The 24809-nt window shown below is 37.8% G+C and carries 24 protein-coding genes and 2 pseudogenes; 3 read left to right on the top strand and 23 right to left on the bottom strand.

Translation table 11 applies throughout. The features are described 5' to 3' along the window. Window positions 1–230: 230 nt before the first annotated feature. The 12 genes from HNR27_RS02360 to HNR27_RS02305 all read right to left on the bottom strand — a co-directional run bounded on the left by HNR27_RS02360 (window position 231) and on the right by HNR27_RS02305 (window position 12939). Window positions 231–986 carry a class I SAM-dependent methyltransferase gene (locus tag HNR27_RS02360; RefSeq protein ID WP_429338615.1) on the bottom strand — a complete coding sequence of 252 codons (756 nt, stop codon included), beginning with the start codon at window positions 984–986 and terminating at the stop codon, window positions 231–233. Window positions 987–1031: 45 nt separating this feature from the next. Next, complete coding sequence (locus HNR27_RS02355; RefSeq protein WP_429338614.1) at window positions 1032–2078, bottom strand: serine hydrolase domain-containing protein; 1047 nt, start codon at window positions 2076–2078, stop codon at window positions 1032–1034. A gap of 2 nt (window positions 2079–2080) precedes the next feature. Further along, complete coding sequence (locus HNR27_RS02350; RefSeq protein WP_212919942.1) at window positions 2081–3034, bottom strand: GNAT family N-acetyltransferase; 954 nt, start codon at window positions 3032–3034, stop codon at window positions 2081–2083. A gap of 64 nt (window positions 3035–3098) precedes the next feature. Continuing rightward, window positions 3099–3968, bottom strand: coding sequence for a MurR/RpiR family transcriptional regulator (locus HNR27_RS02345; protein ID WP_212919943.1), 870 nt, complete (start codon window positions 3966–3968; stop codon window positions 3099–3101). 27 nt (window positions 3969–3995) lie between these two features. After that, window positions 3996–4943: a GNAT family N-acetyltransferase gene (locus HNR27_RS02340; RefSeq protein ID WP_429338613.1), complete on the bottom strand. Its 948-nt coding sequence runs from the start codon at window positions 4941–4943 to the stop codon at window positions 3996–3998. Window position 4944: 1 nt separating this feature from the next. Then, a complete protein-coding gene (gene murQ, locus HNR27_RS02335; protein WP_212919945.1) occupies window positions 4945–5865 on the bottom strand; it encodes an N-acetylmuramic acid 6-phosphate etherase in 921 nt (306 codons plus the stop codon). Window positions 5866–5905: 40 nt separating this feature from the next. Continuing rightward, complete coding sequence (locus tag HNR27_RS02330; RefSeq protein ID WP_429338612.1) at window positions 5906–6871, bottom strand: carbohydrate ABC transporter permease; 966 nt, start codon at window positions 6869–6871, stop codon at window positions 5906–5908. Between the two features lie 11 nt (window positions 6872–6882). Further along, window positions 6883–7800 (bottom strand): carbohydrate ABC transporter permease, encoded by a 918-nt coding sequence (locus HNR27_RS02325; RefSeq protein ID WP_429338611.1) that lies wholly within the window; start codon window positions 7798–7800, stop codon window positions 6883–6885. A gap of 178 nt (window positions 7801–7978) precedes the next feature. After that, window positions 7979–9337 (bottom strand): ABC transporter substrate-binding protein, encoded by a 1359-nt coding sequence (locus HNR27_RS02320; RefSeq protein ID WP_429338610.1) that lies wholly within the window; start codon window positions 9335–9337, stop codon window positions 7979–7981. Window positions 9338–9413: 76 nt separating this feature from the next. Continuing rightward, window positions 9414–10595, bottom strand: coding sequence for an anhydro-N-acetylmuramic acid kinase (locus HNR27_RS02315; protein ID WP_429338609.1), 1182 nt, complete (start codon window positions 10593–10595; stop codon window positions 9414–9416). Between the two features lie 14 nt (window positions 10596–10609). Beyond that, complete coding sequence (gene nagZ, locus HNR27_RS02310) at window positions 10610–12202, bottom strand: beta-N-acetylhexosaminidase (protein WP_429338608.1); 1593 nt, start codon at window positions 12200–12202, stop codon at window positions 10610–10612. Window positions 12203–12207: 5 nt separating this feature from the next. Then, entirely contained in the window at window positions 12208–12939 is a 732-nt protein-coding gene (locus HNR27_RS02305; protein WP_429338607.1) for a PIG-L deacetylase family protein, read from the bottom strand. Window positions 12940–13285: 346 nt separating this feature from the next. Here HNR27_RS02305 and HNR27_RS02300 point away from each other — a divergent pair, with 346 nt between their 5' ends. After that, window positions 13286–14827 (top strand): SpoIID/LytB domain-containing protein, encoded by a 1542-nt coding sequence (locus HNR27_RS02300; RefSeq protein WP_429338606.1) that lies wholly within the window; start codon window positions 13286–13288, stop codon window positions 14825–14827. A 236-nt stretch (window positions 14828–15063) separates the two neighbouring features. Here HNR27_RS02300 and HNR27_RS02295 read toward each other — a convergent pair. The 5 genes and pseudogenes from HNR27_RS02295 to HNR27_RS02275 form a co-directional block, all read right to left on the bottom strand. Beyond that, a pseudogene (locus HNR27_RS02295) lies at window positions 15064–15315 on the bottom strand (ATP-binding cassette domain-containing protein); the annotation flags it as partial. A 122-nt stretch (window positions 15316–15437) separates the two neighbouring features. Next, on the bottom strand, window positions 15438–15950 hold the full coding sequence (locus HNR27_RS02290) for an SRPBCC domain-containing protein (protein WP_429338605.1): 513 nt from the start codon (window positions 15948–15950) through the stop codon (window positions 15438–15440). Window positions 15951–15970: 20 nt separating this feature from the next. After that, window positions 15971–16321 carry an ArsR/SmtB family transcription factor gene (locus HNR27_RS02285; RefSeq protein WP_429338604.1) on the bottom strand — a complete coding sequence of 117 codons (351 nt, stop codon included), beginning with the start codon at window positions 16319–16321 and terminating at the stop codon, window positions 15971–15973. A gap of 168 nt (window positions 16322–16489) precedes the next feature. Continuing rightward, on the bottom strand, window positions 16490–16702 hold the full coding sequence (locus tag HNR27_RS02280) for a hypothetical protein (protein ID WP_429338603.1): 213 nt from the start codon (window positions 16700–16702) through the stop codon (window positions 16490–16492). Window positions 16703–16742: 40 nt separating this feature from the next. Next, window positions 16743–17450, bottom strand: coding sequence for a GAP family protein (locus HNR27_RS02275; protein ID WP_212919955.1), 708 nt, complete (start codon window positions 17448–17450; stop codon window positions 16743–16745). An 86-nt stretch (window positions 17451–17536) separates the two neighbouring features. Here HNR27_RS02275 and HNR27_RS02270 point away from each other — a divergent pair, with 86 nt between their 5' ends. Both HNR27_RS02270 and HNR27_RS02265 read left to right on the top strand, forming a co-directional pair. After that, the gene (locus HNR27_RS02270; RefSeq protein ID WP_212919956.1) at window positions 17537–18130 is read left to right on the top strand and encodes a TetR/AcrR family transcriptional regulator; all 594 of its coding nucleotides are present in this window, start codon (window positions 17537–17539) and stop codon (window positions 18128–18130) included. Window positions 18131–18702: 572 nt separating this feature from the next. Next, window positions 18703–18816 (top strand): annotated as a pseudogene (locus HNR27_RS02265) (IS3 family transposase); the annotation flags it as partial. A 211-nt stretch (window positions 18817–19027) separates the two neighbouring features. Here the strand turns inward: HNR27_RS02265 and HNR27_RS02260 are convergent. The 6 genes from HNR27_RS02260 to HNR27_RS02235 are packed head-to-tail and all read right to left on the bottom strand — an operon-like array spanning window position 19028 to window position 24695. Next, entirely contained in the window at window positions 19028–19900 is an 873-nt protein-coding gene (locus HNR27_RS02260; protein WP_429338602.1) for a MurR/RpiR family transcriptional regulator, read from the bottom strand. A 30-nt stretch (window positions 19901–19930) separates the two neighbouring features. Further along, window positions 19931–20884: an N-acetylglucosamine kinase gene (locus HNR27_RS02255; RefSeq protein WP_429338601.1), complete on the bottom strand. Its 954-nt coding sequence runs from the start codon at window positions 20882–20884 to the stop codon at window positions 19931–19933. Between the two features lie 12 nt (window positions 20885–20896). Beyond that, window positions 20897–21769, bottom strand: coding sequence for an N-acetylmuramic acid 6-phosphate etherase (murQ, locus tag HNR27_RS02250; RefSeq protein ID WP_244853363.1), 873 nt, complete (start codon window positions 21767–21769; stop codon window positions 20897–20899). 13 nt (window positions 21770–21782) lie between these two features. Then, complete coding sequence (locus HNR27_RS02245) at window positions 21783–22949, bottom strand: exo-beta-N-acetylmuramidase NamZ family protein (RefSeq protein ID WP_429338600.1); 1167 nt, start codon at window positions 22947–22949, stop codon at window positions 21783–21785. Between the two features lie 15 nt (window positions 22950–22964). After that, a complete protein-coding gene (locus HNR27_RS02240) occupies window positions 22965–23816 on the bottom strand; it encodes a carbohydrate ABC transporter permease (protein WP_212919960.1) in 852 nt (283 codons plus the stop codon). Between the two features lie 12 nt (window positions 23817–23828). Next, the gene (locus HNR27_RS02235) at window positions 23829–24695 is read right to left on the bottom strand and encodes a carbohydrate ABC transporter permease (protein ID WP_212919961.1); all 867 of its coding nucleotides are present in this window, start codon (window positions 24693–24695) and stop codon (window positions 23829–23831) included. Between the last annotated feature and the right edge of the window lie 114 nt (window positions 24696–24809).

Raw genomic sequence — 24809 nt, 5'->3', positions numbered from 1 at the left:
TGCTATAGGTACTAGCAAAGGAATTAACGTTAGTACTAATCCTGGTATTCCAATACTACTCAGAAAATTCTCCTCCTCTGCACCATTGAATATGTATTATGTAGTACGTCTAATCCTACCATTAGGTTCCATGAATAAAACTCTATACACTTTAGCTTGTAAATATTTTTTTACTGTATTTTTATACTAATTTCCAGAAATGTATTTTTATATAATCAACCTCTAAACAATTACACTTCACCCAAATAGCTTTTTGTACTAGTTGGAATAACTATTTGCCCATTGTCGCTATACTTTTCAAATACTTCTGTTAATGCAGCAATGAAGGGTTTATACTCCTTGTCGGTCTTTTTCGGGGAAAAGGAAGCAGATAAATACCTCCCCAAAAATCCAATTAAATTAAATTGCAAATCATTGCGAAAATGCTTAAAATAATATTTTCCATCTTTAAAGAATTGCTGAAATGCAATCGAAGTTTCCTCCATTCCTCCACTAAAACCGTTAAAATTGGGACAGTACTTTTGGCAAACATTAGCACATTCCTTGTTGATATCACTTGTCCCATCCCTACTATTCCATACAAGAGCTACCTTCGCATCTTGTTTTAAAATCCGCTGACATTCCAATCTGAACTGCTCCATATTGAACCAATGAAATGCCTGTGCTACTGTTATTAAATCTACACTATTGTCTTTTATTGTTGTATTTTCGGCCGTTGCCTTGACGGAAATAAATCGGTCATCCGAATTCAAAGCTTGTTCCGCTAATGTTCTCATATCATCATTTGGTTCCACTCCGATTACAGTAAATCCTCTTTCCAGAAGCTGTCTACTTAATATTCCAGTCCCTGAGCCAATATCTGCAATTATACACTCCTCATTAATACCTGTTTCAGCAATTAAGTAATCAATATATTTAATAGGGTAATTAGGACGATATTTTGCATATACCTTAGCCTTGTCTGTGAATTTATTTGTGGATTTCATAAAACCACCTTCTCTTTTTGTAAGAAACTTACAATAGTTCACCCGCTAAAAATGCGATCGTATCAAATTATGCAATCTCGGTCTCAATCTTAGAATAGGAGGTTTTCTTCCAAAATGCACTCGATTCGTCAATAATATCACATGTAAATCAATCTCTGGATCAAACCAAATACTTGTGCCAGTAAATCCAGTATGGCCATAAGTAGAATTCGAGAAATAATCACCACATGGAGAATACATTGGGCTCTTTAATTGCCAGCCAAGACCACGGTATTCATCATCAAAAGGGGTATGGTTTTTCCTAGCTAGACGTAAGCCCGACTCCGATAGAATGCATTTTCCATTGTACACGCCGTGATTCTCAATCATCTGGGCATATTTAGCGAGGTCATGAATTGTTGAGAAAAGTCCAGCATGGCCACTGATGCCACCCATTGATTCAGTATTTTCGTCATGAACAATTCCTACTTTGAATGCATTTAGCTCCTCACTGTATTCTGTTGCTGCATAGCGATTATGTTCAAAGCTTGGCTTATAGCTTGTTTCATACATTTCAAGAGGATTAAAAATTTCTCTACTTAAATATTCTTCAAAACGCTCTCCAGTTACGATTTCTACTATTTTATATAAAGTTATTAGTCCTAAATCACTATAGACTACCTTTTCCCCTGTCTTAAATTCTAATGGTTGTTCGTAAATACGCTCTAATATCTGTTCAGTATTCAATTTCTCCAAAAAATATGGAATATGAGATGGTAGACCTGATGTATGGGTTAATAAATGTCTTAACGTAATATCTTCTTTTCCCTCATTTCCGAATTCAGGTAAAAAGAAGGATACACTGTCATCTAATCGAATCAAGCCAGCATCTAAAAGCTTGAGTATAGCGGGCAATGTCGAAACGACCTTTGTTAGTGATGCTAAATCAAATACCGTATCAAGCTGCATTGGTGCTACTTCTGGGTATACAACTCGATTACCGATTGCTTCCTGCATCAGTACCTTTCCTTGATGGGAGACATGAATCACAGCCCCAGGTATATGCTCCAATTCAATCTCTTGCTGTAAAAACCCCAATACTTTTTCTCGCATGATTATAGCTCCTTTTTATAGCCTTCATAGCTCTTCCAGCTTTCAAAGCCAAGTTTTCGGTAGAAATCCACTAATCCTGTCCAGTCAATAACGATTCGAGTAATGCCACGTTCACGAAGAGTAGCAATTCCAGCCTTAACTACCGCAAGTCCATAACCATTTTTACGTTTTTCAGCATCCACACCAAGTGGCCCAATACCTCCATATGACCCATTAAACAATGGTGACCAGTTAATATTTCCCATTATGATCGGTGAATTACCATCATTAACACGACAAAATCCGATGATTACGTCATTCTCCTTTAGGACAACAAATTCTCGTCCTGTCCCGCCTTTTTGGAAGTAATGAACCGCTTCATATTCCCATCTTCCTGGGAAGCAACGATGTAAAAATGCCAGAAATTCTTCTTTCTCTGTCTCTTGTAAGATAGAAAATTCAACATTCGGTATTACCGGCCAATCAATAGGTTCTTGTACCTCATAGCTTCTACTTAGATCTGTTTCCGTTGTTAGATGTAGATAGCCACGTTTCTCAAACCAACGAGCTGTCTCTTTATCTTCACTTGGGACTCCAGGAAAATAATGATAGGGATCTCTACCCAACAGTATTTCCTTTACACCCTCTTGTTGTAAAATTGACTCTGCATGCTGTAATAGCTGTGTACCGATTCCCTGGTTACGGTAATTAGAATCAACTAACATCGTTTGTATCCAGCCAACTCCATCTCCCAATTTTATGGGAGTATTTTCTTTAAAATGCTTTGCCACAATAAAGCCAACAACTTTATCATTTTCGTTTACTACCATTCTTGATCCTTCATAGGAAATGTTTTTATCTAAAAAGCTGTTTTGCTGAAATAGTTCGAAGCGCATTGGAAATCTTTCCTGTAATTCTTGATTCCATAACGCAACAAGCTCTTCTAATCTTTCTTTTTGCCAAGGCATAAATTTCATAACGATTCCCTCCAGTTGTCCTAACAAGAATAAGCCAACCCTTCTAGAGTTAGCTTTCTATATATTACTTTTTCTTTCCTTTATTACTTATAAAGTTAATAGCGTCTCTTGTTACATCAATATATGTTACAGTCTCATCATATTTCAATGTTGCCACACGCATGAAAAGAATATCAATCACCTGTAATTGTCCAATACGAGAAAGGGTAGCACCACTTCGAAAAGTCGGCTCCTTTGTTGCAGATGTATACAGTCGAATATCTGACTGTTCTGTTACTTTGGAGCTTCCATATTTCGTAATACTGATTGTCTTCATGTTTTTCTGCTTTGCAAGCTCTAGAATTTTCGCAACCTCAGGTGTTTCCCCAGAAAAGGAGATCCCAACAACGACATCATCCTCATCACCATTTGCCACAAGTGTGGCCGCCATATGAATATCAGAAAAAGCATAGACGGTCTTATTAATACGTAAAAACTTCTGCTGTGCATCCTTTGCAATGATTCCAGAGGCGCCCACTCCAACAAAATGGATTTTCTTGGCATGGAGAAGCAGTTGAACAGCCTTTTCTACCTCTTCAATATGTAACAATTCGGCAGTTTCACGAATGGTTTGAATGGTATTAGAGGTCATTTTATCAATGATTGACTTTAGTCCTTCATTTGGTTTAATATCACGAAAGCCTTCGTCAGATGTTTTTTGTAAATCACCAGCAATACGAAATTTTAGATCCTGAAAACCTTTAAGATCCAGTGATTTACACAATCGAATAACTGCAGCACCACTTGTATCGCTTCGTTTACCAAGCTCCTGTGCTGTAAGCTTTATCGCTTCTTCTGGCTGTTTAATAATATAAGTTGCAATTTTTTTCTCGGAGGGAGGTAACAATGGTAACATTTCCGTTAGCATGGTTAGACCACCAGTCATATAAGACATACAATTTCAAACCTCTTTCTATCAGGTTCAAATATCCTTTTTCATGACGTGAAATTTTCGGGTTATTTGAAAACCAGTTTTTACATATAAATGTCCAGCAGTGCTCTTCTCACCTGTCCACAAGAACCAAGCATTATGAAGCCCCTCTGCTTTCATATGGAACAAGCACTCATGAAGTAACAACTTACCAAGTCCCTTTCCCTGTTGATTCGGATCAACACCAAAGGGACCAAATCTTTCTGCTATTCCCTCATATCCTCCATATAAACAAAATCCTACCAATTTTCCATGGTGCCTGGCAATTAATATACGCTCTAGCGGTAAAACCTGAAGGATACCCTCTCGAATAGCTCTTCCCCAATCTGGATTGAAGATTGTAGTGGCAAATTGTATAACCTCGTATAAGTCCCCATTATTAGCAGTCGTTATCGTATACCCTTCCGCTTCTCGTTCCATTTTTAATTGCTTAATTTCATCTGTTTTATGGAAATCTATTAAACTCCTGTCCATTGCCACAGGTGAATATAAAGTCTGAAATCCATACTTTTGTAAAAAACGAAAGGCTTCTGGATAAACATTTTTATCAAGCCCTGGCAAAATATAGTTAGGAGCATAGGAAGCAAAAAGTAGCTGTTTTCGGTTAGCTGCTTGGAAAAATTGGATCACCTGATTCAATAATTCAGATCCAATTCCTTTTCTTTGATAATTAGCATCTACAAAGAAAAATGTAATCCAACCACTCTCTTCCTCAAGCTCCGTTCCTATCATTGGTAATAATCTTCGAACGCCATACATGCAGCCAACTAATTTTGCCTCATCAAAAGCTAACAGTAGTCCATTGGGATCAAAATTGGCATCTAGTAATACAAGATTTCGAAATCTAGAAGCTGTAATCGGATCCTTCGGTAAGCAGCTATTCCACAGATTGACGATTTCAACTTCATCACCAGATTGATAGCTTCTATAAGTTACCATACTAATCTCTCCCTTTAGTTGCAAGTTCTATTGCCTTTCTAACGTAGCCATTTGCCTCATATATAGCTTTTTTTGCTTCCTCAAAGGTGATATTCGCTTTAAGCATAACAATCGCGGGCTTAACCTCCTGATTTGTCTCGTCTAATGTATCCTTAGCACTTTCATAGGATACCCCCGTAATGGTCGATACAATATTAATCGCACGTTCCTTTAGTTTATAATTACTTACTTTTACATCGACCATCAGATTTTCATAAACCTTACCAATTTTAATCATCGTTGTTGTCGTTAGCATGTTCAAAATAAGTTTATGTGCAGTAGCAGCCTTCATTCTAGTAGATCCAGTAATAACTTCTGGACCTGTTTCAACCTCTATATTGACCTCTGCAGCTTGACTAATGGTAGCATTTTTATTACTTGTAAGACTAATTGTCGCAGCACCGTTTTTTCTAGCATAATTAAGTGCTCCAAGAACATAAGGTGTACGCCCACTTGCAGCAATACCTACTACAACATCCAATTCGGTTAGACCCCGGTTCTTTAAATCACTTGCACCTAGTTCCTCACTATCCTCTGCACCCTCAACTGCCTGTTCAAATGCATTAAAACCACCGGCTATAACAGCCTGAATCAAATCTGGAGGGGTGCTAAAGGTAGGAGGACATTCAACTGCATCTAGGATTCCTAGTCGGCCACTTGTACCTGCTCCAACGTAAAATAATCTACCGCCTCGCTTAAGTGATTGATAGATTTTCTCAACCGCCTGTTCAACCTGAGGTAAAACCTCCTGAACCTGCTGGGCAACCTTCATATCCTCTTGATTGATGACCGATAAGATTTCCGCAGTCGACATCGTATCAATTGTCATCGAATGCTCATTCCGCATCTCTGTAACCAAAGCTGATAAATTATTCATGCACATACCATCCTATAATGTTTTAGGTTTTAACTTAAGTCATTCTCTATTCCTTTACACCACCCAAGGTTAATCCCTTTACAAAATGACGTTGGAATAGAAGGAACACAATAATCATTGGAATTGCTGCAATTGCTGCTCCACTCATTAGTAGCTTGAAGTCTGCAAGGTTTGCATCCTGTAATGTTTTTAGACCTACTGGGAGAGTATATAGTTTAGCACTATTCAACACAATGATCGGCCATAGGAAGGAATTCCACACATTCATAAAGGTGAATATTCCAAGCGCTGCTAGACCTGGCCTTGCAAGTGGAAGGACAATCTTCCAAAATGTTTTCCATTCGCTTGCCCCATCAATTTTGGCCGCTTCGATTAACTCATCAGGAATTGAGAACATAAATTGACGCATTAAAAATACTCCAAATACCATGGAGAGGTCTGGTAAAATTAATGCCCAATGTGTATCCATTAAACCTAAATCTCGGACCATAATAAACATCGGAACTAGCGTAACCTGTGAAGGAATCATCATCGTAGAAATGATCAACCAGAAGATAAAATTACGACCAGGGAATCTCTTTTTCGCAAGAACATAGCCCGCCATCGAGTCAAATAATAGGATTCCGAGTGTCACTACAATCCCAATATACAAACTATTAAAGAACCATAATCCCATACTGTTTTGTTGGAACAATTGCCTAAAACCAGAAAACATATCGGTTACAATATTATCCATAACCTGTCGATGATATGCTTCCTGTTCACTATCCCCGATTTTTTCAGCATCCCTTGCTTTCCCCCAATGCTCAAAGTATTCCGTAATACCTACCGGAAACATTTTTGGTGGGTTTGCATTAACATAGGAGGTTGGCCTCTCAAGATCCTCGTCCTGATAACTTTTAAGCTGTAGAGAAGTACTAAATACCCAGTATAGTGGTAAAAGGGAAATAACTGCAGCAACAGATAACAACAAATATGTAATTGTTTTTTGAATACTAAACCGCTTTTTCATGTATTTCCCTCCTAGTTCCTACGATTTAACACTCTGTATTGAAACACAGAAATGACGAGAATAATCAAGAATAATACGACAGACTGTGCTGCTGCTAATCCAAACTCAAAGTCTCTAAATCCAGTTTTATAGATTAAATGCACTAAAGTTTCCGTTGCATAACCTGGACCCCCACCAGTCATTAATATAATTTGTGTAAATACCTGGAAAGAACCAATAGTACTAAGTAGCGTTAGATATACTGTTGATGGGGTTAGCATTGGAATCGTAATTCGAACCCATTTTTGGAAAGCATTTGCACCATCAATTGTCGCTGCCTCATAAAGTGATTCAGAAATCGAGCTCATGGAAGCTAAATATAAAATAATTCCAACACCAAATGGAATTAACATTTGCATAATAATAATTGCCATTAATGCAGAATTCGTTTGTCCCAGCCAGTTAATCGGCTCCATACCAAACCAACCTATTACATAGTTAAACAAACCAAATTCGTAGTTATACATCCAACGCCAAACCATCGCAATAATTACCATGGAAGTAACTGTAGGTAGATAAAATGCAGCCCGGAAAAAGTTCTGAGCAAACCTTCCAAGTGAATGTATTAAGGATGCCGCAATTAACGCAGTGATAACATTAAACGGAACTGTCACTACAGTATATATCGTTGTATTTAGTAACGCTTCTCTAAATGCCTCACTTTCCAACACTTGCTTATAATTGTCTAATCCTGCAAATATATTAGACTCTGTAATGCGGTACTCTTGAAAAGACAGAACAAATGCCCACACAACTGGAATAGCTATAAATAAAGTAAATAAGATCAATTTAGGAAGTAAGAAAAGATAGGCTGCATAATTTTTGCGAATTTGTTTACCGGTTCTTTTCAAATTCTTTCCAGTATTTTTGAACGCCCCTGATATTTCCAAAGCTTTCCCTCCCCGCTGTTTGTTTTAAATATGTAATATTACAAATTAGTAGATCTTATGTGTTACTTATTGTTGTGAATTTTTTACGCTTTGATTTTCTACAGTCGAGCAACATCTTCTCAGCTATTAAGTAATCCAGTAGACTTTTATATACTGCAGCCTACTGGATTACCCATTATTATTTTTGCAGTAATGCTTCTACCTCTGGCTTCGCCGTTGCCATTGCTTCTTCAGCGGTTTTCTCACCATTAAATACAAGCTGTAATTCACGTTGAATGATTTCGTCTATTTTCTTCCACTCTGGGTGACGTGGAAGCATAACAACCTGTGAAGACATTTCTTGTGCACGTGCCATTTCTGGGTTGTCTGCGAAAGGTTCCTTCTCAGCAGCACTGATTCGTGCAGGGAAGATACCATATTCTTTTGACATTAGATATTGCTCATCCGTTGAAGAGATGAACTTCATAAATTCTGCTACAACTTCCTTCTTAGCATCACTCTCTTGATGGAACATTGTCCAGCCGCCAACACCACCAATGGTTACAGGCTCTCCGGTGGAACCAGTAGGATAATTAGCAACCATAAAGTTCGTTGGATAAGACGACTGAGTCGAGGTGATTGCCCAGGTTGCCCAAGGCTCCATTGCTACAGTCCGTTGTTCTTCATTTGCCCAAGCCTGGAACGTACCACCTACATCAGCACCACCCATGGATACAGGGGCTGCTTCTTCTACTAGCTTTAAATCTGCTAATGCTTGAATGGATTCAATAGCTTCAGGTGAATCAAATGTGAATTCAGTTAAGTCATCACTTAAAGGCTGAGCTCCATTCATATAGAAGAATGGCCATGCCTCATAATATCCAGGCAGGATATAGGTAGAAAATCCGTATACATCTATCTTTCCATCACCATCACGGTCAAAGGTTAATTTTTTGGCTGTATCAAGAAATTCATCCCATGTCCATTCGCCATTAGCTGGTGGCTCCACACCCGCTTCCTTAAATAGATCAAGGTTGAGTAACATGGAGTGAACGGTTAGTGAGTTTGGAATACCATATAGTTTTCCATCATAGGTGTATGCATCTAATGCATTTTCGTAAAAATCTTTAAGCTCATCTTCGGTAAAGAAGTCATCTAAGGGCTCGATAACACCTTGATCAATATGATCTATACTTACAGCACTACCACTTATATCTACTGGAGCAATATCCGGCCAAGATTGACCAGCAATATTAACACCTAGCTTATCTGGTAACTCTGCCCAAGGAACTTTAATAAGCTCAATTTCAACACCTGGATGAGACTTTTCAAACGCTTCAATTTTTCCTTCTAGCCAAAAATATTGATTTCCTTTCCCTTCTTCGCCAGAAGTGTCCCCTTCTTGTGCCCATCTTGGACCATCCCAAATCGTAATTTTCCCTTTCCAATTACCGTCTTCATCTGTCTCCCCTGCTGAATCTTTTCCACATGCACTCAATATGAATACAAATGTAGAAGCAAATAGCAACATAAAAACTAACTTCAACTTTCCTCTCATTAAATACTTCCCCCTAGCTTTTAAGTAATCGATAGTTAACATTTAAATCATGATTGCGAAAAACTATTTCACCTCCTTAGCTTCCCCAGGCTACCTTACCCATCATTACTTTCTTAGTAGCACCTGTTGCGGATGGTAAATTATTGGTTCTCTTATTTAAATATTGATACCCTAGTAATGCAAAGACCATTGCCTCCTTTGCATCAGCCGATACACCCAATTCATCCATTCTTCGTAAGGTTACCCCATTAGGTAAAGCGCTTTCAATTTGTTTCATTAAGAATAAATTGTTACTTCCTCCACCACTAATGTAAACTTCACGAATACTTCCTTTCGCCATATGACGGTCAATTTCATTCGTTATTGTTTTTGCCGTTAAGGTTGTAACGGTTGCAATGCGGTCTTCTTCACTTATACCGAGTCGATTCGCTTCATCCCATAGTTTACGTGCATACACTTCCCCAAAAAGCTCTCTACCCGTTGATTTGGGTGGAGTTTGACTGTAATAAGGCTCACGTAACAACTCTTCTAACCATGGTCCATGAACTTTACCCGCACTAGCAATACGTCCATCCTGATCAAATGAACGCTTTCCATGTGTAATTTGATTTGCAAAATAATCGATAATCATATTCCCAGGGCCAGTATCATAGGCTAACACATCTGATTCTTCGGCATTAGCCGGGAGTACTGTCAAATTAGAGATTCCTCCAATATTGACTAGTACTCTACCAACCTCCCTATGGCGAAATAATAAATAATCAGCATACGGTACTAGTGGTGCCCCTTGTCCACCAACCGCCATATCTCTAGTGCGAAAATCCCCAACTGTTGTAATTCCTGTTCTTTCAGCTATCATGCTAATATCGCCGATTTGTAATGTAGAGGTAACTGGATGTTTGCCAATTAGCTGTGGTTCTGGTTGATGAAAAATAGTTTGGCCATGAGAACTGATAAAGGAAATATCTTCTGGTTGAAGTCCTGCGTCCTGAATAACCTTCCTTACAGCATCTGAAAAAAGCTCACCAAGAAGCATATTCATACCCGAAATCATCTCAATTCTAGCTTGCTTTGGATTACAAAGTGCTAGGATTGCATTCCGTATAGCCGCTTCATATTGGATGGAATCAAAATGCACTAGTTCCATACGTATATCATCATTCTCATAAATTTTTACGACAGCAGCATCAATTCCATCTACAGAGGTTCCAGACATAAGTCCGATAGCGTAGCAAAATTCTTTTCCAGAAAACATCATCCTCATCCCTTCTTCTATGGCAAAGTTACAGGTAATTTCCCTTTTACCTTCTCTTTTCCAAATAATGCATCCACAGCAATTTGTAATGCTGGTGTAGTAAATTCATAGGTAGCAATATAGGCAGGAATATCTGGTAAATAAGCAATATCATATGGACTTCTAGTTGCAATGACCGCGATTTGTTTATTTTCCTTATATAATGCCTCTACTAATCTTACTTGTTGATCATCGGGCATAACGGTTAGTGTGCCTACAATAACAGCCTCGAAATTCTTAGCGATTTGTTGTACTTGTTCAATTTCTTCAACCTTTGGTGGGTTTGATAATTCAACAACTTCTGTGTTTTTGTGTAATTGTCGAACCGCTTCACCAAGTGAAAAGGTTGCATATCTTTTATCCTCTACTTGCATCGCATAACTATTCTCTGGGTAAACTACTAAAATTCGGTCGGCATCCTCTAGTTGAAGAGGAAGTAAATCTCCTTCATTCTTCACGATAGTAATTCCCTGCTTATAAATCTCACGAGCCTCTACCTCATGTAACTTACTCCCGACAACTGGAGGAACTACTTCCATTGAATCTAGTGAAATATCGTCCCATGCTAAATACTTTTCCTTCAAGACCATAACCCTACCGTAAGCAGCATCAATAACCTCTTCAGCGATTTCCCCCGATCGAACAGCTGCCTCAACTAGACTTAATGTTTCATATTGTCGCGACTGGAGATGAGAAACCATAATTAAATCAACTCCAGCTTTTAATGCTTCAACCGCTCCTTCAGCCGTTCCAATCCCCTCGGAAATAGCATTCATTTCCATACAGTCTGTCGTGATGACACCTTGATAGCCTAATTTTTCACGAAGTAGTCCTGTAATGACTTTTCTAGATAAAGTAGCTGGTACATTTTCACGGTCCTCAATTGCTGGGAAGTACACATGTGCAGACATGATTGTGTCAGCGCCTTGCTTTATCACCTCTCGGAACGGTTTTAGCTCTACTTCTTCTAGTCTTTCCATTCCATGTGAAATAACAGGTAAATCAAGATGGGAATCGACACTAGTATCCCCATGACCTGGGAAATGCTTTATTGTTGTTATTAATCCAGCATCCTGCATTCCCTTCACAGCTTGTTTTCCGAATTCAGCCACTATCTCTGCTGATTCACTATAGGAACGAACACCAATTACCGGATTATTCGGATTATTATTGACGTCTAATACGGGGGCTAAGTTCCAGTTAATCCCTAGAGCCTTTAATTCTCTACCTGTTAATAATCCTGTTATGTAGGCATTTTCACTTCGACCAGCAGCACCTAGTAGCATAGAACCTGGAAATATTGTCGCACCGTCGCCAAGTCTACGAACTACACCATTCTCCTGATCGACGCAAATCAACAGTGGCTTTTCATGTCCTGCTTCCTTTGCTTCCCGTTGAAGTTCCTTTGTCAATGCAAGTACTTCCTCTGTCGTTCCAATGTTTCTAGCAAATAAAATAATGCCACCAACCTGATGCTCCCGTATAAGTTTTTTAATCTCAGGCGTAGCAGTCTTCCCTTTGAATCCAAATACCATGAGCTGTCCGATTTTCTTTTTTAAATCTTTTTCCATCTTAATCACTCCATTGTTGTCAAAATTTCAAAGCCTGGGATTGATTTCCCTTTTCTTGTGTTTGCACCAGTCGGGAATTTTAATGTTTGTGCATAGGTGGTTCTCGCTAGGCAACCTCTCATTGTTCCTAATGCCTTATAATAGTCATAGTAACGAAAGGAACTAGAATTCATAATAAACCAATATTGGGATAATGCCTCTAAGTATGTATCAAACTCCTCTGTGACATCAACATAAACATCTGGCACATACCCTTCCATATCCTCCCAGTTTTCACTATGGAACATTCTCGTAATCGAATGAGGTTCTAGTCCCTCTATATTAAAACCAGGAAGTGCTGCTTTTAGCCAGGCAGACTGTACTATTCTTGGACAAAGTGCATGGTCTGGATGCATACTGTTTTCCCAATGTGTAATGACGACATTAGGCTTCTCTTTACGGAAAATCTTAGCAACTTCTGTAATCGTCTCATCATCTTCTTTCAATTCGGCATCTTTATAGTCTAAAGTAATACACTTCCCACCAAGTATTACGGCTGCCTTCTCTGCTTCTCTTATTTTTTGTTCACGATATGCTTCTACTGAAAGATGTGGAGGATTTCCTTTTTCTCCTGCAGTTAAATGTAAAAAAGTAACCTTATGACCTGCTTTGGCATATTTGTACGCAATAGCCCCTGCTTGAATTTCAGCATCACCACAGTGTGCTCCAACTATCATGACATGATACTTATCACTCATCACAACACCTCTTTTAAAGAATTTTTTAGACTAATTCAAATTTGATAACGCTTACATTACCCTTTAAAAGACGAAAAAATATATCTTTGTACTATACATATTGCTATGACTACTTTTCAGAATTATAAAATCACTACTATTATACATGAAAACGAACATTTTGAAATACAAATTCATATTTTTTAACAAAAAAATGTATTTTAATTTCAGTAAATTATTGGCAGATTCATACTTTAAGCCTACAAAACTATGAAAAAAAGTTCTTTTTCCTCATAGGAAAGAAAGAGGAATCCTCTTGTCCGTGTTGAATAGTAAATGTAAGTGCTTAAAAATCGGAGGTGAAGTTGTGATTAAAAAGCTTGGTAGACTTCTAGGCTGTGGCTTGATTGTCTTATTAACCTTTCTTGGAAACTCTATTACTAGCTTCGCAGACACCCAGATTCAAATGATTCGAATTGGTGTTGTACCATCCGCTGAATCAATTATTATTGGCGGCAAGCAAGATTTTACTATTATGAACAAAGATACTGGTGCGATTATTTACACTGGTGTAAATAATACCGTAACAGTAGAACTGTCCTCTTCGGCAATAATTGAGACGAATTATCGACTTCAGACTGGCTGGACCACGAATGAAGCTAATATGTTGGATTGGGTAAGAAGGGCCGAAACAGCTGGCTATGAAACCTTTATTGAGGATTATAATGGTGGCTGGCGCATGCTAATAGGAAAATTCCCTGAAAACGCGGGATGGGGAGAACGAGAAGCGTTTCGTCAAGAAGTTATCAGTAAAGGGCTTGCTAGCAGTGATTCCTTTTGGAGACTAATTACTACATCAAGCGGGGAAGAAACGGTACTAGTAAGAGCTGACGACATGGAGGAAATTGTCCAAGGAGCTGTACAAATAAAGTCAGAAAATGGATTCATTACGATGAATGGAAAGCAATATCGCGGTATAGGTGAAGTTGGTTTTAACAGTAGTGGTACATTGGCTGGTATAAATGAGCTACCGTTAGAAGAATATTTATATGGTGTAGTTCCTCTTGAATTATCACCATCACCCTACAATGAGCTTGAAGCACAGAAGTCACAGGCAGTAGCTGCTAGGACATATGCCATATCTGGACTAGGTAAGCGCAGTGTTGATGGATATGATTTACTTCCAACTACAGCTGATCAAGTATATGGTGGATATGATGTAGAGCAATCTCTTTCTACTCAAGCTGTACAAGAAACAGAAGGCATTGTTGCAACATATAACGGAGAATTAATCAACGCGGTTTATCATTCAACTAGCGGGGGTATCACTGCTAACAATGAGGATGTCTGGTCCTCTGAACCAATCCCTTATTTACGATCTGTACCTGTCTCCGAGCGAGTAACCATAAATGAAAAAGATCAATCACAGAACGCAAATCGAATTAAAAGGGGTATTGAATTTGAAAAGGATTGGTCAAAATATTACCGCTGGAGTCATGAATGGACAAGTGAAGAGATGAGGTTAGTCGTGAGCGACTATTTCAGTACGAATATCAATGAGGTCTATGAAATTAATGTGTTGAATCGCTCCAATGGTAGGGTGCTAGAAATTGAATTCGTTACTGATAAAGGCAACTTCTATGAATATAAAGATCGCATCCGTTGGGCACTAAAATATATGAACGAAAATGGTGACATGAGCGTATTACGTAGCACATTATTCCATATCGAGCCAATCCTCGATGAGGAAACTAACTCTGTAACCGGATTCAAGGCTGAAGGCGGTGGCTGGGGGCATGGTGTCGGAATGTCTCAAGTTGGTGCAATGGGGATGGCAGTATACGGTTATACTTATGAGGAGATACTAAAGCATTTCTATACAGGAATTGAGTTAGAGAAGCAATATTAAATTGGAAAAGTAAAAATAGGGTCAATCGGAACCGCACCCTAAAAGTTAGAGTAACCAATCTAACTTTTGAGGTGCGATACCCTTGCCCTTCCCCTAGATATAAAAGAGGATAAAAAGCTCTTACTTGAAACAAGAATCACAGAAGTTCTCAGTAGATTGAGTATTAACCCCACAGAGAAATTAGAAATAGAATACCAAAACCTAATTAAGCCTGACTTATTCTGAATGGTTTTTTAAATAAGGGTGGTCTTACCTGCACCGTTAGAGCCGATAATTGCCAGCTTATCACCACCCCTGACATTAAAACTGACTGCCTTTCATAATACCCGTTTTACACCAGAAACATCTTCAACACGGTATAACTCGTTTTTAAACGTTTCTGAAATCAATAAATCCATTTTAAGTGGAGGGAGTTCATTTGTTTTCTCTTCCTTCTCGAGCTTATTCAATCTAGTATCTAAAGCTATTGCCTTTTTCCGTAACTTCTTCTATTTATTTGCGATCCCTTCAAGATGTATTAAAAGGCGACTAACTACTTTGGTCAATCCCATTGTGAATATTTTTCATCATGTTAAACTCATATTAAATTATCAAAGTCTTGTCCCCTACGTTAATTTAAGCTCCCAACCAGTGCATCTAAACTATCCCACGTTTGTTTGATACCCTCTAGCAATCCCATGTCCAAAACAGCTTGAAGAGAATCTGCTGAATCGAATTCAGAACGACTGACCAGTTTCGTTTGACTGCCTAAATCGATGAATTCCATCGTGACCTCTGGAGATGGCATAGACTCATTGATATTACCTTCTGCGTCTGAAAAATAATCGTTATAGACAATCTTTTCTGGCTCAATAATTTCTTTATAAATGGTTTTGTTCCAAGATTCCATTCCATATTCTTCTTGACTCTTATCAACACATTTCATGCAATAGTGCCATACACCCCCTGGACGAAAGTCCATGTTACAAACTGGTAGTTCCCAACCGTCCGTACTCCACCAGCGCTTTAAATGCTCTGGTTCTTTAAATAATTGAAATAGTTGATTACGTGGCATATCATAAACGCGCTCTAAAACTAGAAACCTTTCATTCTCTACTCTTGAAACCATCTTGTTATTTGACATAATTTTTCCTCCTTATTTTTTCACTCATCTCTTTTTCGATCGTTTTTCAATTCTTGTACATAGTCGTCCAAGTTGTCGAGTCTCTTTTCCAAATGTGTTTGAAAGGAAGTTGCCCAATATTCTATTACTTGAAAGGGCTCAAGTCGTAGCTTGTAATATCGACGATTAGCTTCTGGCTTTACTTCTACAATTCCATTATCACTCAGCACCTTTAAATGCTTTGAAGCATGTGGCTGGCTCAGTTCCAGCCGTTTAGCGATTTCTCCCACCGTTAGGGGTCCATCGCGAAGCAACTCAACGATTGCCATCCGTTTAGGTTCAGCCAATGCGCTCAGCATAGATATATCTATGCTTTTCAGTTTACCCATCAATGTTGTTCACCTCATTAATTCAATGTCTATTTTCATCGCATCCCCTTCCCGATGTTTGACATATTCATATTATCGAATATAACACAATCGGAATATAACTGTAAAGTTATATTCCGATTTAAAAAAATTTTTTGAATGAAGTCACTAAAATCTTGAAGAGATAATAGGTTAGTCATCTCTATTTTTTATTTTGAGAGAACCTACACCAATAATTGCTCCCAGTATAACTAAAACTATACTGGCAATGATTTCATATCCTTGCAAAGCGTCAATGTAATTTACCAGAAACCAGCTTGGCCCTCCATTTGTTAATCGGTTTATGATACCTCCAACTCCTTGAATAAATAAAAGTATACTTGCACCGCTTACAATCTCTTTCATAACACTATATCCCCTTTCAAAAAATTAACTCCTGAAATCATTACAAAATCCCCCTAATTCCAATATTGAATAAAATCGCCCCAATAACTGCCACTGCCACTAATACAGAAGACAATGGAGCTTTTACTAATTTTTTTCTTAGTCTTTCGAGCTTGCTCTGTATCCAGCTTCTAAATAGTATATAAATGATCAATAGTAAGATTGAAGGAAGTACCATAATTACGTTATAACCAAATAAAATACTAACAGACATCGCGGTATTAAAAGCTAAACCATCCATTAATAAAATTGAGTAAAAATACGGTAAAGCAGTAGCAAACTCGATCGTAAACACAATGATACCAAGTATAATCATCGCCCTTAAAGATACTTGATTTGGTAACCATTCCATAAATCTTGATTCCATTCCTTTTTTAGGCTTATAAAAGCTAATCAGTACAAGTGCGGCACCAAATATCGTATTAAACCAACTTGAAATTTGATTCTTGGTCATACTTTCTATAAAACCAAGAATTGGTCCAACTCCTAGGTAAACTAAAATCCCCATCGTAAAATAGCAAAATTGTAGCGATAATAAAAAAACGAATAAACGCGATGTCAATTTTTCTTTTTGTACTAGAAGGATATAAGCTGTAATTGCCAAAACACCGGGACTTAAGATATCAATGAAAGCACAGAGCACAATAATGAGAAGTGCTGTTGTGAAATCTATGTTGGTAGGAATTAATGTTTCAATGATTTCAAGCACCTAAACATCCCCCCTTATTTATTTCACACACTGTGTTAAAATAAATAATAACACAGTGTGTGAAATAAAAACAAGAGGTGATTTGAGTGCCTAAAAAAGTTGATCATAATCACAAAAGGAAAATTATCGTTGAAACAGCTTGGAAAATCATAGAAACAGAAGGCATTGAAAAAGTATCTATCCGAAGAATTGCATCTGAAGCTGGAATGTCTACCGGAGCACTAAGACATTATTTCTCAAATCAAGATGAATTACTATTATTTATCATGGATTATTTTCTTGCTCGTGGGAAAGAACGGTCGGAGAATAAATCATGGTCAAAAAATCCTCTTATTGCGGTACAGGAAACGTTGTTAGAATTGGTTCCTGTGGATCAGGATAAACAAACTGAAACTAGCGTTTGGCTAGTTTTCGCCATTCGCTCACTTACAAGTGTAGCTTTGAACACAAAAAAAGATGAACTAACTGAAGGAGAATATATTTTAATGGAAGCACTGCTTGAAATATTGATTAAAGCAGGCTATATAAGAAAAGACATAAATATTGAAATAGAAAAATTAAGGCTTTCGGCAGTCATTGAAGGTTTATCCATACATGCTCTATTAAGACCGGATATATTCACAATTGAAAAAACAGAACAAATTATTACTCACCACTTAAATGAACTTTGCAACCAATGATATATTAGTTAAACACTTGTTTTCTAATATAAACCCTGTGGAATGAACCGACAATGAAAGGAAGTAGGATCCTACCATAAATCCGAAGAGCAATTTTAAATGTGATTTTAAAAGTAATAAAATATAAAATTGCTAACTGACGGAATCAATACGAAAGCTTAAAAAGTACACATATTAAATAAAGGATTTAAGTTGATAGTTAAAGCATGCTTTCCACATACTAACCCGAATACCTAAAATCTTTTGATTAAGGTAGAAAAGCCGGATTTATAGAGGCTGGCACATAACAAAGAGATTTATTTTAAAAACGAACAATGGCCAAATTAGCTTCGGAAATATACGTAGACTCCTGCGGGAGGAGAGGCTACGGTGAGACCCCGGAGTGCGTAGCACGAGGAGGCTCACCAGCCGCCCGCGGAAAGCGAAGTATATTTCCGAAGCGGGTTTACGCTGTAACTATATGAATTGTTCGATTTTTATTTTCAAATAAATTCTTTTGTCCCAGCCTCATATAAACTGGGCTTCCCTAGTGCCAATCATGTTATTTTTTAATACAAATCACAATGTAACCTAAACAAAGAGTCGAAAACTATATTTACTGCTACAATAACGAACGTAGCAGAAGAAAATTGGCTGGTTTAAGTCCAGTGCAGTACCGAACTCAAACCAGCCAATCGGTTGTCTAATTAAAACTCTAACTATTGAGAGTCACTACCATAAAACTGATCCTTTTTGACGCTTCAGCCATTAGTTCTTTATAACCTGTCACAAGGATAAATAAAATCCTCACATTATTTTAGACAATAATCTTATCACACTTACATTCCAAACAAGTGAGAACTTTATAGCATTAGAAGCAAAAAACTACTCGTTATCAAGTAGTTTTCTTTTGAATATTTATTTCTTTGCGACCATCTGATTTTTAAAAAAGGTAACTGCTTCCAGGGTTGAATCAAGGTGTTCCACCGTTTTTTCATACTCCTCTGAAGCTACACACATAAATAATATATCAATTAAATGTAGCTGTGCTATCCGTGACGATGTTGCACCACTTCGAATGACAGCCTCTTTTGCTGTTGATGTAAAGAGATTAATATCTGCATAGCTTGTCAATAAGGAGTTACCATATTTCGTAATACTTATTGTTTTAACTCCTCGCTTCTTCGACAGCTCCAATAATTTTGCAACTTCTACCGTATTCCCCGAGAATGATATACCAACAACAACATCTTTTGTTCCTTTATTAGCGATAGCGGTTGAAGCCATATGGAGATCTGAAAAAGCATGGACATGCTTATTAATCCGGAGGAACTTTTGCTCTGCATCCTTTGCTGTAATAAATGATGCGCCAAAACCAATAAAAATGATGGACTCTGCTTGAATTAATGTATGAACAGCCTCTTTTAGCCGTTCAATATTCATCATCTTAACGGTTTCATTTATCGTTTGCATCGTATTGGCTGTTACTTTTTCAATGATTTTCATATAATCTTCATTTGGCTCGATATCACGATAATCCGTCATATTTCGTTCCTGTAGGTCACCTGCAACACGTAGTTTCAGCTCCTGAAAACCATTGAATCCTAGGGATTTACAAAGACGAATAACAGTTGCACCACTTGTTCCACTTTTTTTACCAAGAGCTTGTGCAGTTAGTAGAATCGCATCTTCCGGCTGCTGTAAAATAAATGCAGCTATCTTTTGCTCAGAATTTGGCAGACTGTCAATCATTTCCTTCATAATAATCAATCCACCTTTTAGATTTGCCATATTGACTTCACCTCCTATCATGTTTCTATATTATTTCGATGTGTATTTTAACCTTGCAATAACATCACTTGTTAGCTCACCTTGAATAGCTCCTGCTAATGATCCAACAACAGGTGGTACATCAGGTAACAAGAAAGAAAAATTCCGTTGACATTTTTCCACTAATAGATTCGATAAAATCGAGCTATTTTGAAATAGTCCACCACATAGAATAATAGGAATCGAATCCTCTGTTGAAAATAATCTATCAGCTAATGTTTTCAGACTATGATAAATCTCGTCCGCGACCTGATGTAAAATAGTTGCTGCCACCTGATCCCCTTGCTCAAACGCTTGAAATACTAACGGAGAGACTGGAGAAATTGTCAGCTTTGGACTTTCAGACTGATAAACCTTGTCAATAAGCTGTCTTCCCGTCTTGGCACCAAAATGTTCATGGAGTAAATCTAGAAGTATTGTCTTAGGTCCACGCCCATCTTCATATTGGAGTGCTGCCATTATTCCTTTTCTGCCCAGATCATATCCACTACCTTCATCACCAAGAAGGTAGCCCCATCCACCGACACGATCCTGCACCTGATGTTGATTAATTCCATATGTAATGGAGCCAGTTCCACATATTTGGACAATTCCCGGTCCTCCAAAGGTTCCAGAATATAGTGCATTAAGGGCATCTGGCTCAACCCTAACTATCGGAGCATTTGAAAAGGAGCCTTCTATTAATTCTCTTAAATAGAAGGCGGAATCGGCACTACCTGCACCAGATATTCCCGCAAAAACAGAGTTCACCTGTTCCAGACTATTAGGAATTTTTTCTTGAATATCCTGAAACATTTGCTGAAATAATTCCCGTAAATACTGCTTTGAAACAGTATTCGGATTTGTCGAACCATATTGTTCATTGGTCAAGATATTACCATGTTGATCAGCCAACATGACTTGTGTTTTGGTACCTCCACCATCTATACCAATAACATAATTCATCCTATCATCACCTTAAACAGCATCTTTTGTTTCTAAATATTCAATCGATTCTCTTAGATTATCGTCATAATCCTTAAGAATTTCAAATGCTTCCATTGCAGAAACGTGAAATTTACTAACTAGTACAGCTGCTTTTAATCGATAATTACAAGCTAGCAATGAGTTTTTTGCTGATTCTTCATCCACCTTTGCAATGTCACAAATGATTTGTATTGTCCGCTCTCTTAATTTAATATTGGAAGCCTGCACATCAACCATATAATTATCATAAACCTTTCCAAGTTTAATCATAGTGATTGACGAGATCATATTTAACACAAGCTTCTGTGCTGTACCTGATTTTAATCTAGTAGAGCCAAGGATGAACTCTTCTCCCACTATTAATTCAATTGGGTTATCTACAATAGCAGCAATTGGAGAGCTATCTCTACAAACAATTCCAGCTGTAGGAATCCCTAACTCCTTTGCTTTATTAATTCCACCAATAACATAAGGAGTTCTTCCACTAGCTGCAATTCCAATAAGTACATCATTGCTTGTTGCAATTTCCGCTAACTCCTTCGCACCTTGTTCTTCATCATCTTCTGCATTTTCAACGGCTTGACGAATTGCACGCTCGCCTCCCGCAATTAGTGCCGTAAATAAATCTGGACTCACACCAAAAGTCGGTGGACATTCTGATGCATCTAGAACTCCCAGTCGTCCACTTGTTCCTGCACCCATATAAATTATTTTTCCACCATTTTGGATTGCCCTTATACACGATTCGATTACTGGCTTTATTTGTGGAATAGCTTTCTCTACAACGGATGGTACTGTTTGATCAGTCGCATTCATTTCTGCTAGCAGCTCTTCCACAGTCATCGTATCTAATTTTCCTGCCACACGATCCACTCCCTCATGCATCATCTTTAGCTGTGTATAGTAAATATTTTATTCGTTTTTCTTCAAACTGTTTTATAGCTTGAGGTAGTTGATTTAAAAATGCGTTTGTTTTCCCTTTTGTAATCTGCTTCCGTAATTGGTCAGTTCCTGCTAACAAATCTAAAAAGTACCGTTCCTCTTCCCCAGATTGTATAAATGTAATGTCATTTGGATAAAGACGATAGATCGTCTCCAATAATAAGACACCCACCTCAAAAGCTCGTAGCTTATCACGATCTGAGACATGGAGCTGAACTCCTTCACACACTACTCCTTCATGCTTTTGGTACATAGGTTTAAAAACTGTTGGCCGAAATAATACTCCTTCAAGCTGTAAAGCATTCATTTCGTCTGCTAATTTTCGTCCATCAATAAATGGTGCTCCAATAACTTCGAAAGGCTTTGTGGTACCTCTTCCCTCTGAGAGATTAGTTCCTTCAACTAGGCAAGTTCCTGGATACAAGACACACATATCCATCGTTGTTGTATTTGGGGTTGGTGAAACCCAGAATAAATCCGTTTGGTCAAAGTACATCTCTCTTGACCAGCCCTCCATCGGAATTACCTCTAGTTCACAATCCATGGAAAATTCATGCTGGAAAAAAGTTGCTAATTCACCTATTGTCATCCCATGCCGTACTGGTATCGGGAATTGCCCAACAAAGGAAGTAAAGGAACTTTCTACGATATTGCCTTCAACGGTTATACCATTAATCGGATTAGGTCGGTCTAATACGACAACTTTCTTTCCAGCGATACCGCACATTTGCATCATATTTGCTAACGTATAGATAAACGTATAATAACGTGTACCAATATCCTGCAGGTCACAAAATACAACATCAACATTCTCAAGCATTTCGAGATTAGGCTTTTTATCTTTATTATATAAGCTATAAATTGGCACTCCTGTGTAGGAATCAACACTCGAATCAATAAGCTTTCCTTCCTGCACTTCCCCTCTTAGTCCATGCTCAGGCCCAAATAATGCAGAAAGAGTTAGATTAGGATGGTGATGAAATAAGTCAATGGTTGCTTCTAGTTTTTTATTTACACCTGTTAGGTTTGTTAATACTCCGATTTTCTTACCAACATATGCTTCTGTATGTTTCTCCAAAAAGACCTCTAAGCCAAGCTTCATCGTCATTCCTCCTGCCTATTCCTTTACTGCACCGCTCATTGCCCCACCAATAAAGTGTCGTTGTAGTAATAGGAATATCGTGATAATAGGAATCATCGAAATAATCGCACCAGCTGCAATTAAACGCCAGTCAGATGTGAACGTTCCAGAAAGCATGTTCAGACCAAGTGGTAATGTAAACATTTCCTGTTCATTGACGATAATCAATGGCCATAGGAAATCTCCCCATGCTGACACAAACGTAAAGATGGTTAGTGTTACCATTGCTGGTTTCACAAGCGGCATTAAGACCCGGAGCCATATTTGAAAACTATTTGCCCCATCCATTCTCGCAGACTCGTCAAGCGACTTCGGTACAGTCATAAATGCCTGGCGCATTAAGAATACACCAAATGCGGTCGTGACATGTGGTAAAACCATCCCTAAATACGTATTTTGTAGTCCAAGCTTTAATGAAATAATATAAACTGGAATCATTAATAATTGGAAAGGTATCATCATCGTCGTGATAATTAGTATAAAAATTATATTTTTCCCTTTAAAGTTCATTCGAGCAAGCGGATAAGCCGCCAGTGAACAAAAAAGCACGTTTAAGACAACTGTTAATACAGATACCACAACACTATTAAACAAATATCTCCAAAATGGGAATACTTCCATTACCTTTGAAAAATTTGATAATGTAGGGTGTTCTGGTAATAGCTTTGGTGGATATTGAAAGATATTCTCACTACCAGCTTTTAACGATGTTGAAAGTAACCATAGGAAAGGTCCAATCATAAATAAGGTGATAGCGATTAATAGAATATATGAGGATATCTTTTTCACTATTTGTCGATTAGAAGATAATTTCTTTTGCTTAGCCATTTCGATTCCCCCTTATTCTGAGTTGTCCTTACCCATTACTTTTAAGTTAATGAGTGAGAATACTAAAGTTAATAAGAATAGAATTACACCAGCAGCACTAGCATAACCCATATTTAGGCGGTCGAATGCTTGGGTGTAGATGTAAAATACTAAAGTTTCCGAGCTATGAAGTGGTCCCCCACCTGTCATGATATAAATCTCTTCAAACACCTTCATTGCTGCAATTGATGACATAATTGTAACAATTAAAACAAAAGGCATAAGCATTGGTATCGTTACACGAGTCATCTTTTGCCACCAGTTCGCGCCATCAATATCAGCAGCTTCATATAAGGATTCTGGAATTGATTGAAGTCCTGCTAAATAAATGATCATATAATAACCTAAACCCTTCCAAACGGTCACAAGCATGACCGCAAATAATGCAGTCTGTGTTTGGGTTAACCATGGAATTGGTTCAGAGATAATATTCAACAAATCAAGAACATAATTCAAAAGTCCATTCTCTTTATATACCCAGTCCCATGCAATTCCTGCAACAACTAATGAGGTCACAACTGGAATATAATAGGCACTTCGGAAAAAGCCAATCCCTTTTAATTTCTGGTTTACTAATACTGCTAAAAATATCGGTAATACAACAAGAGCAGGTACAACACCAATTAAGTAAATTAAGGTATTCTTTAAGGTTTTCCAGAATAAATCATCCTGGAAAAGATCCTTATAGTTATCTAATTTCACAAACGATGGATCGGTAACCATATTGTAATCGGTGAAACTCATCCAGATCGCTTGCAACATTGGATAAAAAATAAAAGCCCCAAGAATGATACATCCGGGAAGTAAAAATAAATATGGTGTTAGCTTATTCGTTCTCAAGGTTTCACACCCCATTCTCTATTTGAGGTTTATTATTATTTCTAGTAAAATTCCATTTTAAAACCATCTTAATAAAATACAACCTAATAATAAGAGAGAGGGGTAATCCCCCCT

This window comes from Ornithinibacillus bavariensis (assembly GCF_050433565.1).
GTDB classification, from domain to species: Bacteria; Bacillota; Bacilli; order Bacillales; family Amphibacillaceae; genus Ornithinibacillus; species Ornithinibacillus bavariensis.
The sequence above is the reverse complement of the archived record's forward strand: the minus strand, read 5'-3'. Positions and strand labels throughout refer to the sequence as shown.

Bases quoted from the DNA above. Each gene is read 5' to 3' on its own strand.
- HNR27_RS02255 (WP_429338601.1), bottom strand. From the start codon at position 20,884: ATGAATTATGTTATTGGTATAGATGGTGGAGGTACCAAAACACAAGTC.
- HNR27_RS02305 (WP_429338607.1), bottom strand. From the start codon at position 12,939: ATGAGTGATAAGTATCATGTCATGATAGTTGGAGCACACTGTGGTGAT.
- HNR27_RS02280 (WP_429338603.1), bottom strand. From the start codon at position 16,702: ATGAAAGAGATTGTAAGCGGTGCAAGTATACTTTTATTTATTCAAGGA.
- HNR27_RS02290 (WP_429338605.1), bottom strand. From the start codon at position 15,950: ATGTCAAATAACAAGATGGTTTCAAGAGTAGAGAATGAAAGGTTTCTA.
- murQ (WP_212919945.1), bottom strand. From the start codon at position 5,865: ATGTGCATGAATAATTTATCAGCTTTGGTTACAGAGATGCGGAATGAG.
- HNR27_RS02245 (WP_429338600.1), bottom strand. From the start codon at position 22,949: ATGAAGCTTGGCTTAGAGGTCTTTTTGGAGAAACATACAGAAGCATAT.
- HNR27_RS02330 (WP_429338612.1), bottom strand. From the start codon at position 6,871: ATGAAAAAGCGGTTTAGTATTCAAAAAACAATTACATATTTGTTGTTA.
- HNR27_RS02240 (WP_212919960.1), bottom strand. From the start codon at position 23,816: ATGGCTAAGCAAAAGAAATTATCTTCTAATCGACAAATAGTGAAAAAG.
- HNR27_RS02340 (WP_429338613.1), bottom strand. From the start codon at position 4,943: ATGGTAACTTATAGAAGCTATCAATCTGGTGATGAAGTTGAAATCGTC.
- HNR27_RS02360 (WP_429338615.1), bottom strand. From the start codon at position 986: ATGAAATCCACAAATAAATTCACAGACAAGGCTAAGGTATATGCAAAA.
- HNR27_RS02350 (WP_212919942.1), bottom strand. From the start codon at position 3,034: ATGAAATTTATGCCTTGGCAAAAAGAAAGATTAGAAGAGCTTGTTGCG.
- HNR27_RS02260 (WP_429338602.1), bottom strand. From the start codon at position 19,900: ATGGCAAATCTAAAAGGTGGATTGATTATTATGAAGGAAATGATTGAC.
- HNR27_RS02320 (WP_429338610.1), bottom strand. From the start codon at position 9,337: ATGAGAGGAAAGTTGAAGTTAGTTTTTATGTTGCTATTTGCTTCTACA.
- nagZ (WP_429338608.1), bottom strand. From the start codon at position 12,202: ATGGAAAAAGATTTAAAAAAGAAAATCGGACAGCTCATGGTATTTGGA.
- HNR27_RS02315 (WP_429338609.1), bottom strand. From the start codon at position 10,595: ATGATGTTTTCTGGAAAAGAATTTTGCTACGCTATCGGACTTATGTCT.
- HNR27_RS02355 (WP_429338614.1), bottom strand. From the start codon at position 2,078: ATGCGAGAAAAAGTATTGGGGTTTTTACAGCAAGAGATTGAATTGGAG.
- HNR27_RS02345 (WP_212919943.1), bottom strand. From the start codon at position 3,968: ATGTCTTATATGACTGGTGGTCTAACCATGCTAACGGAAATGTTACCA.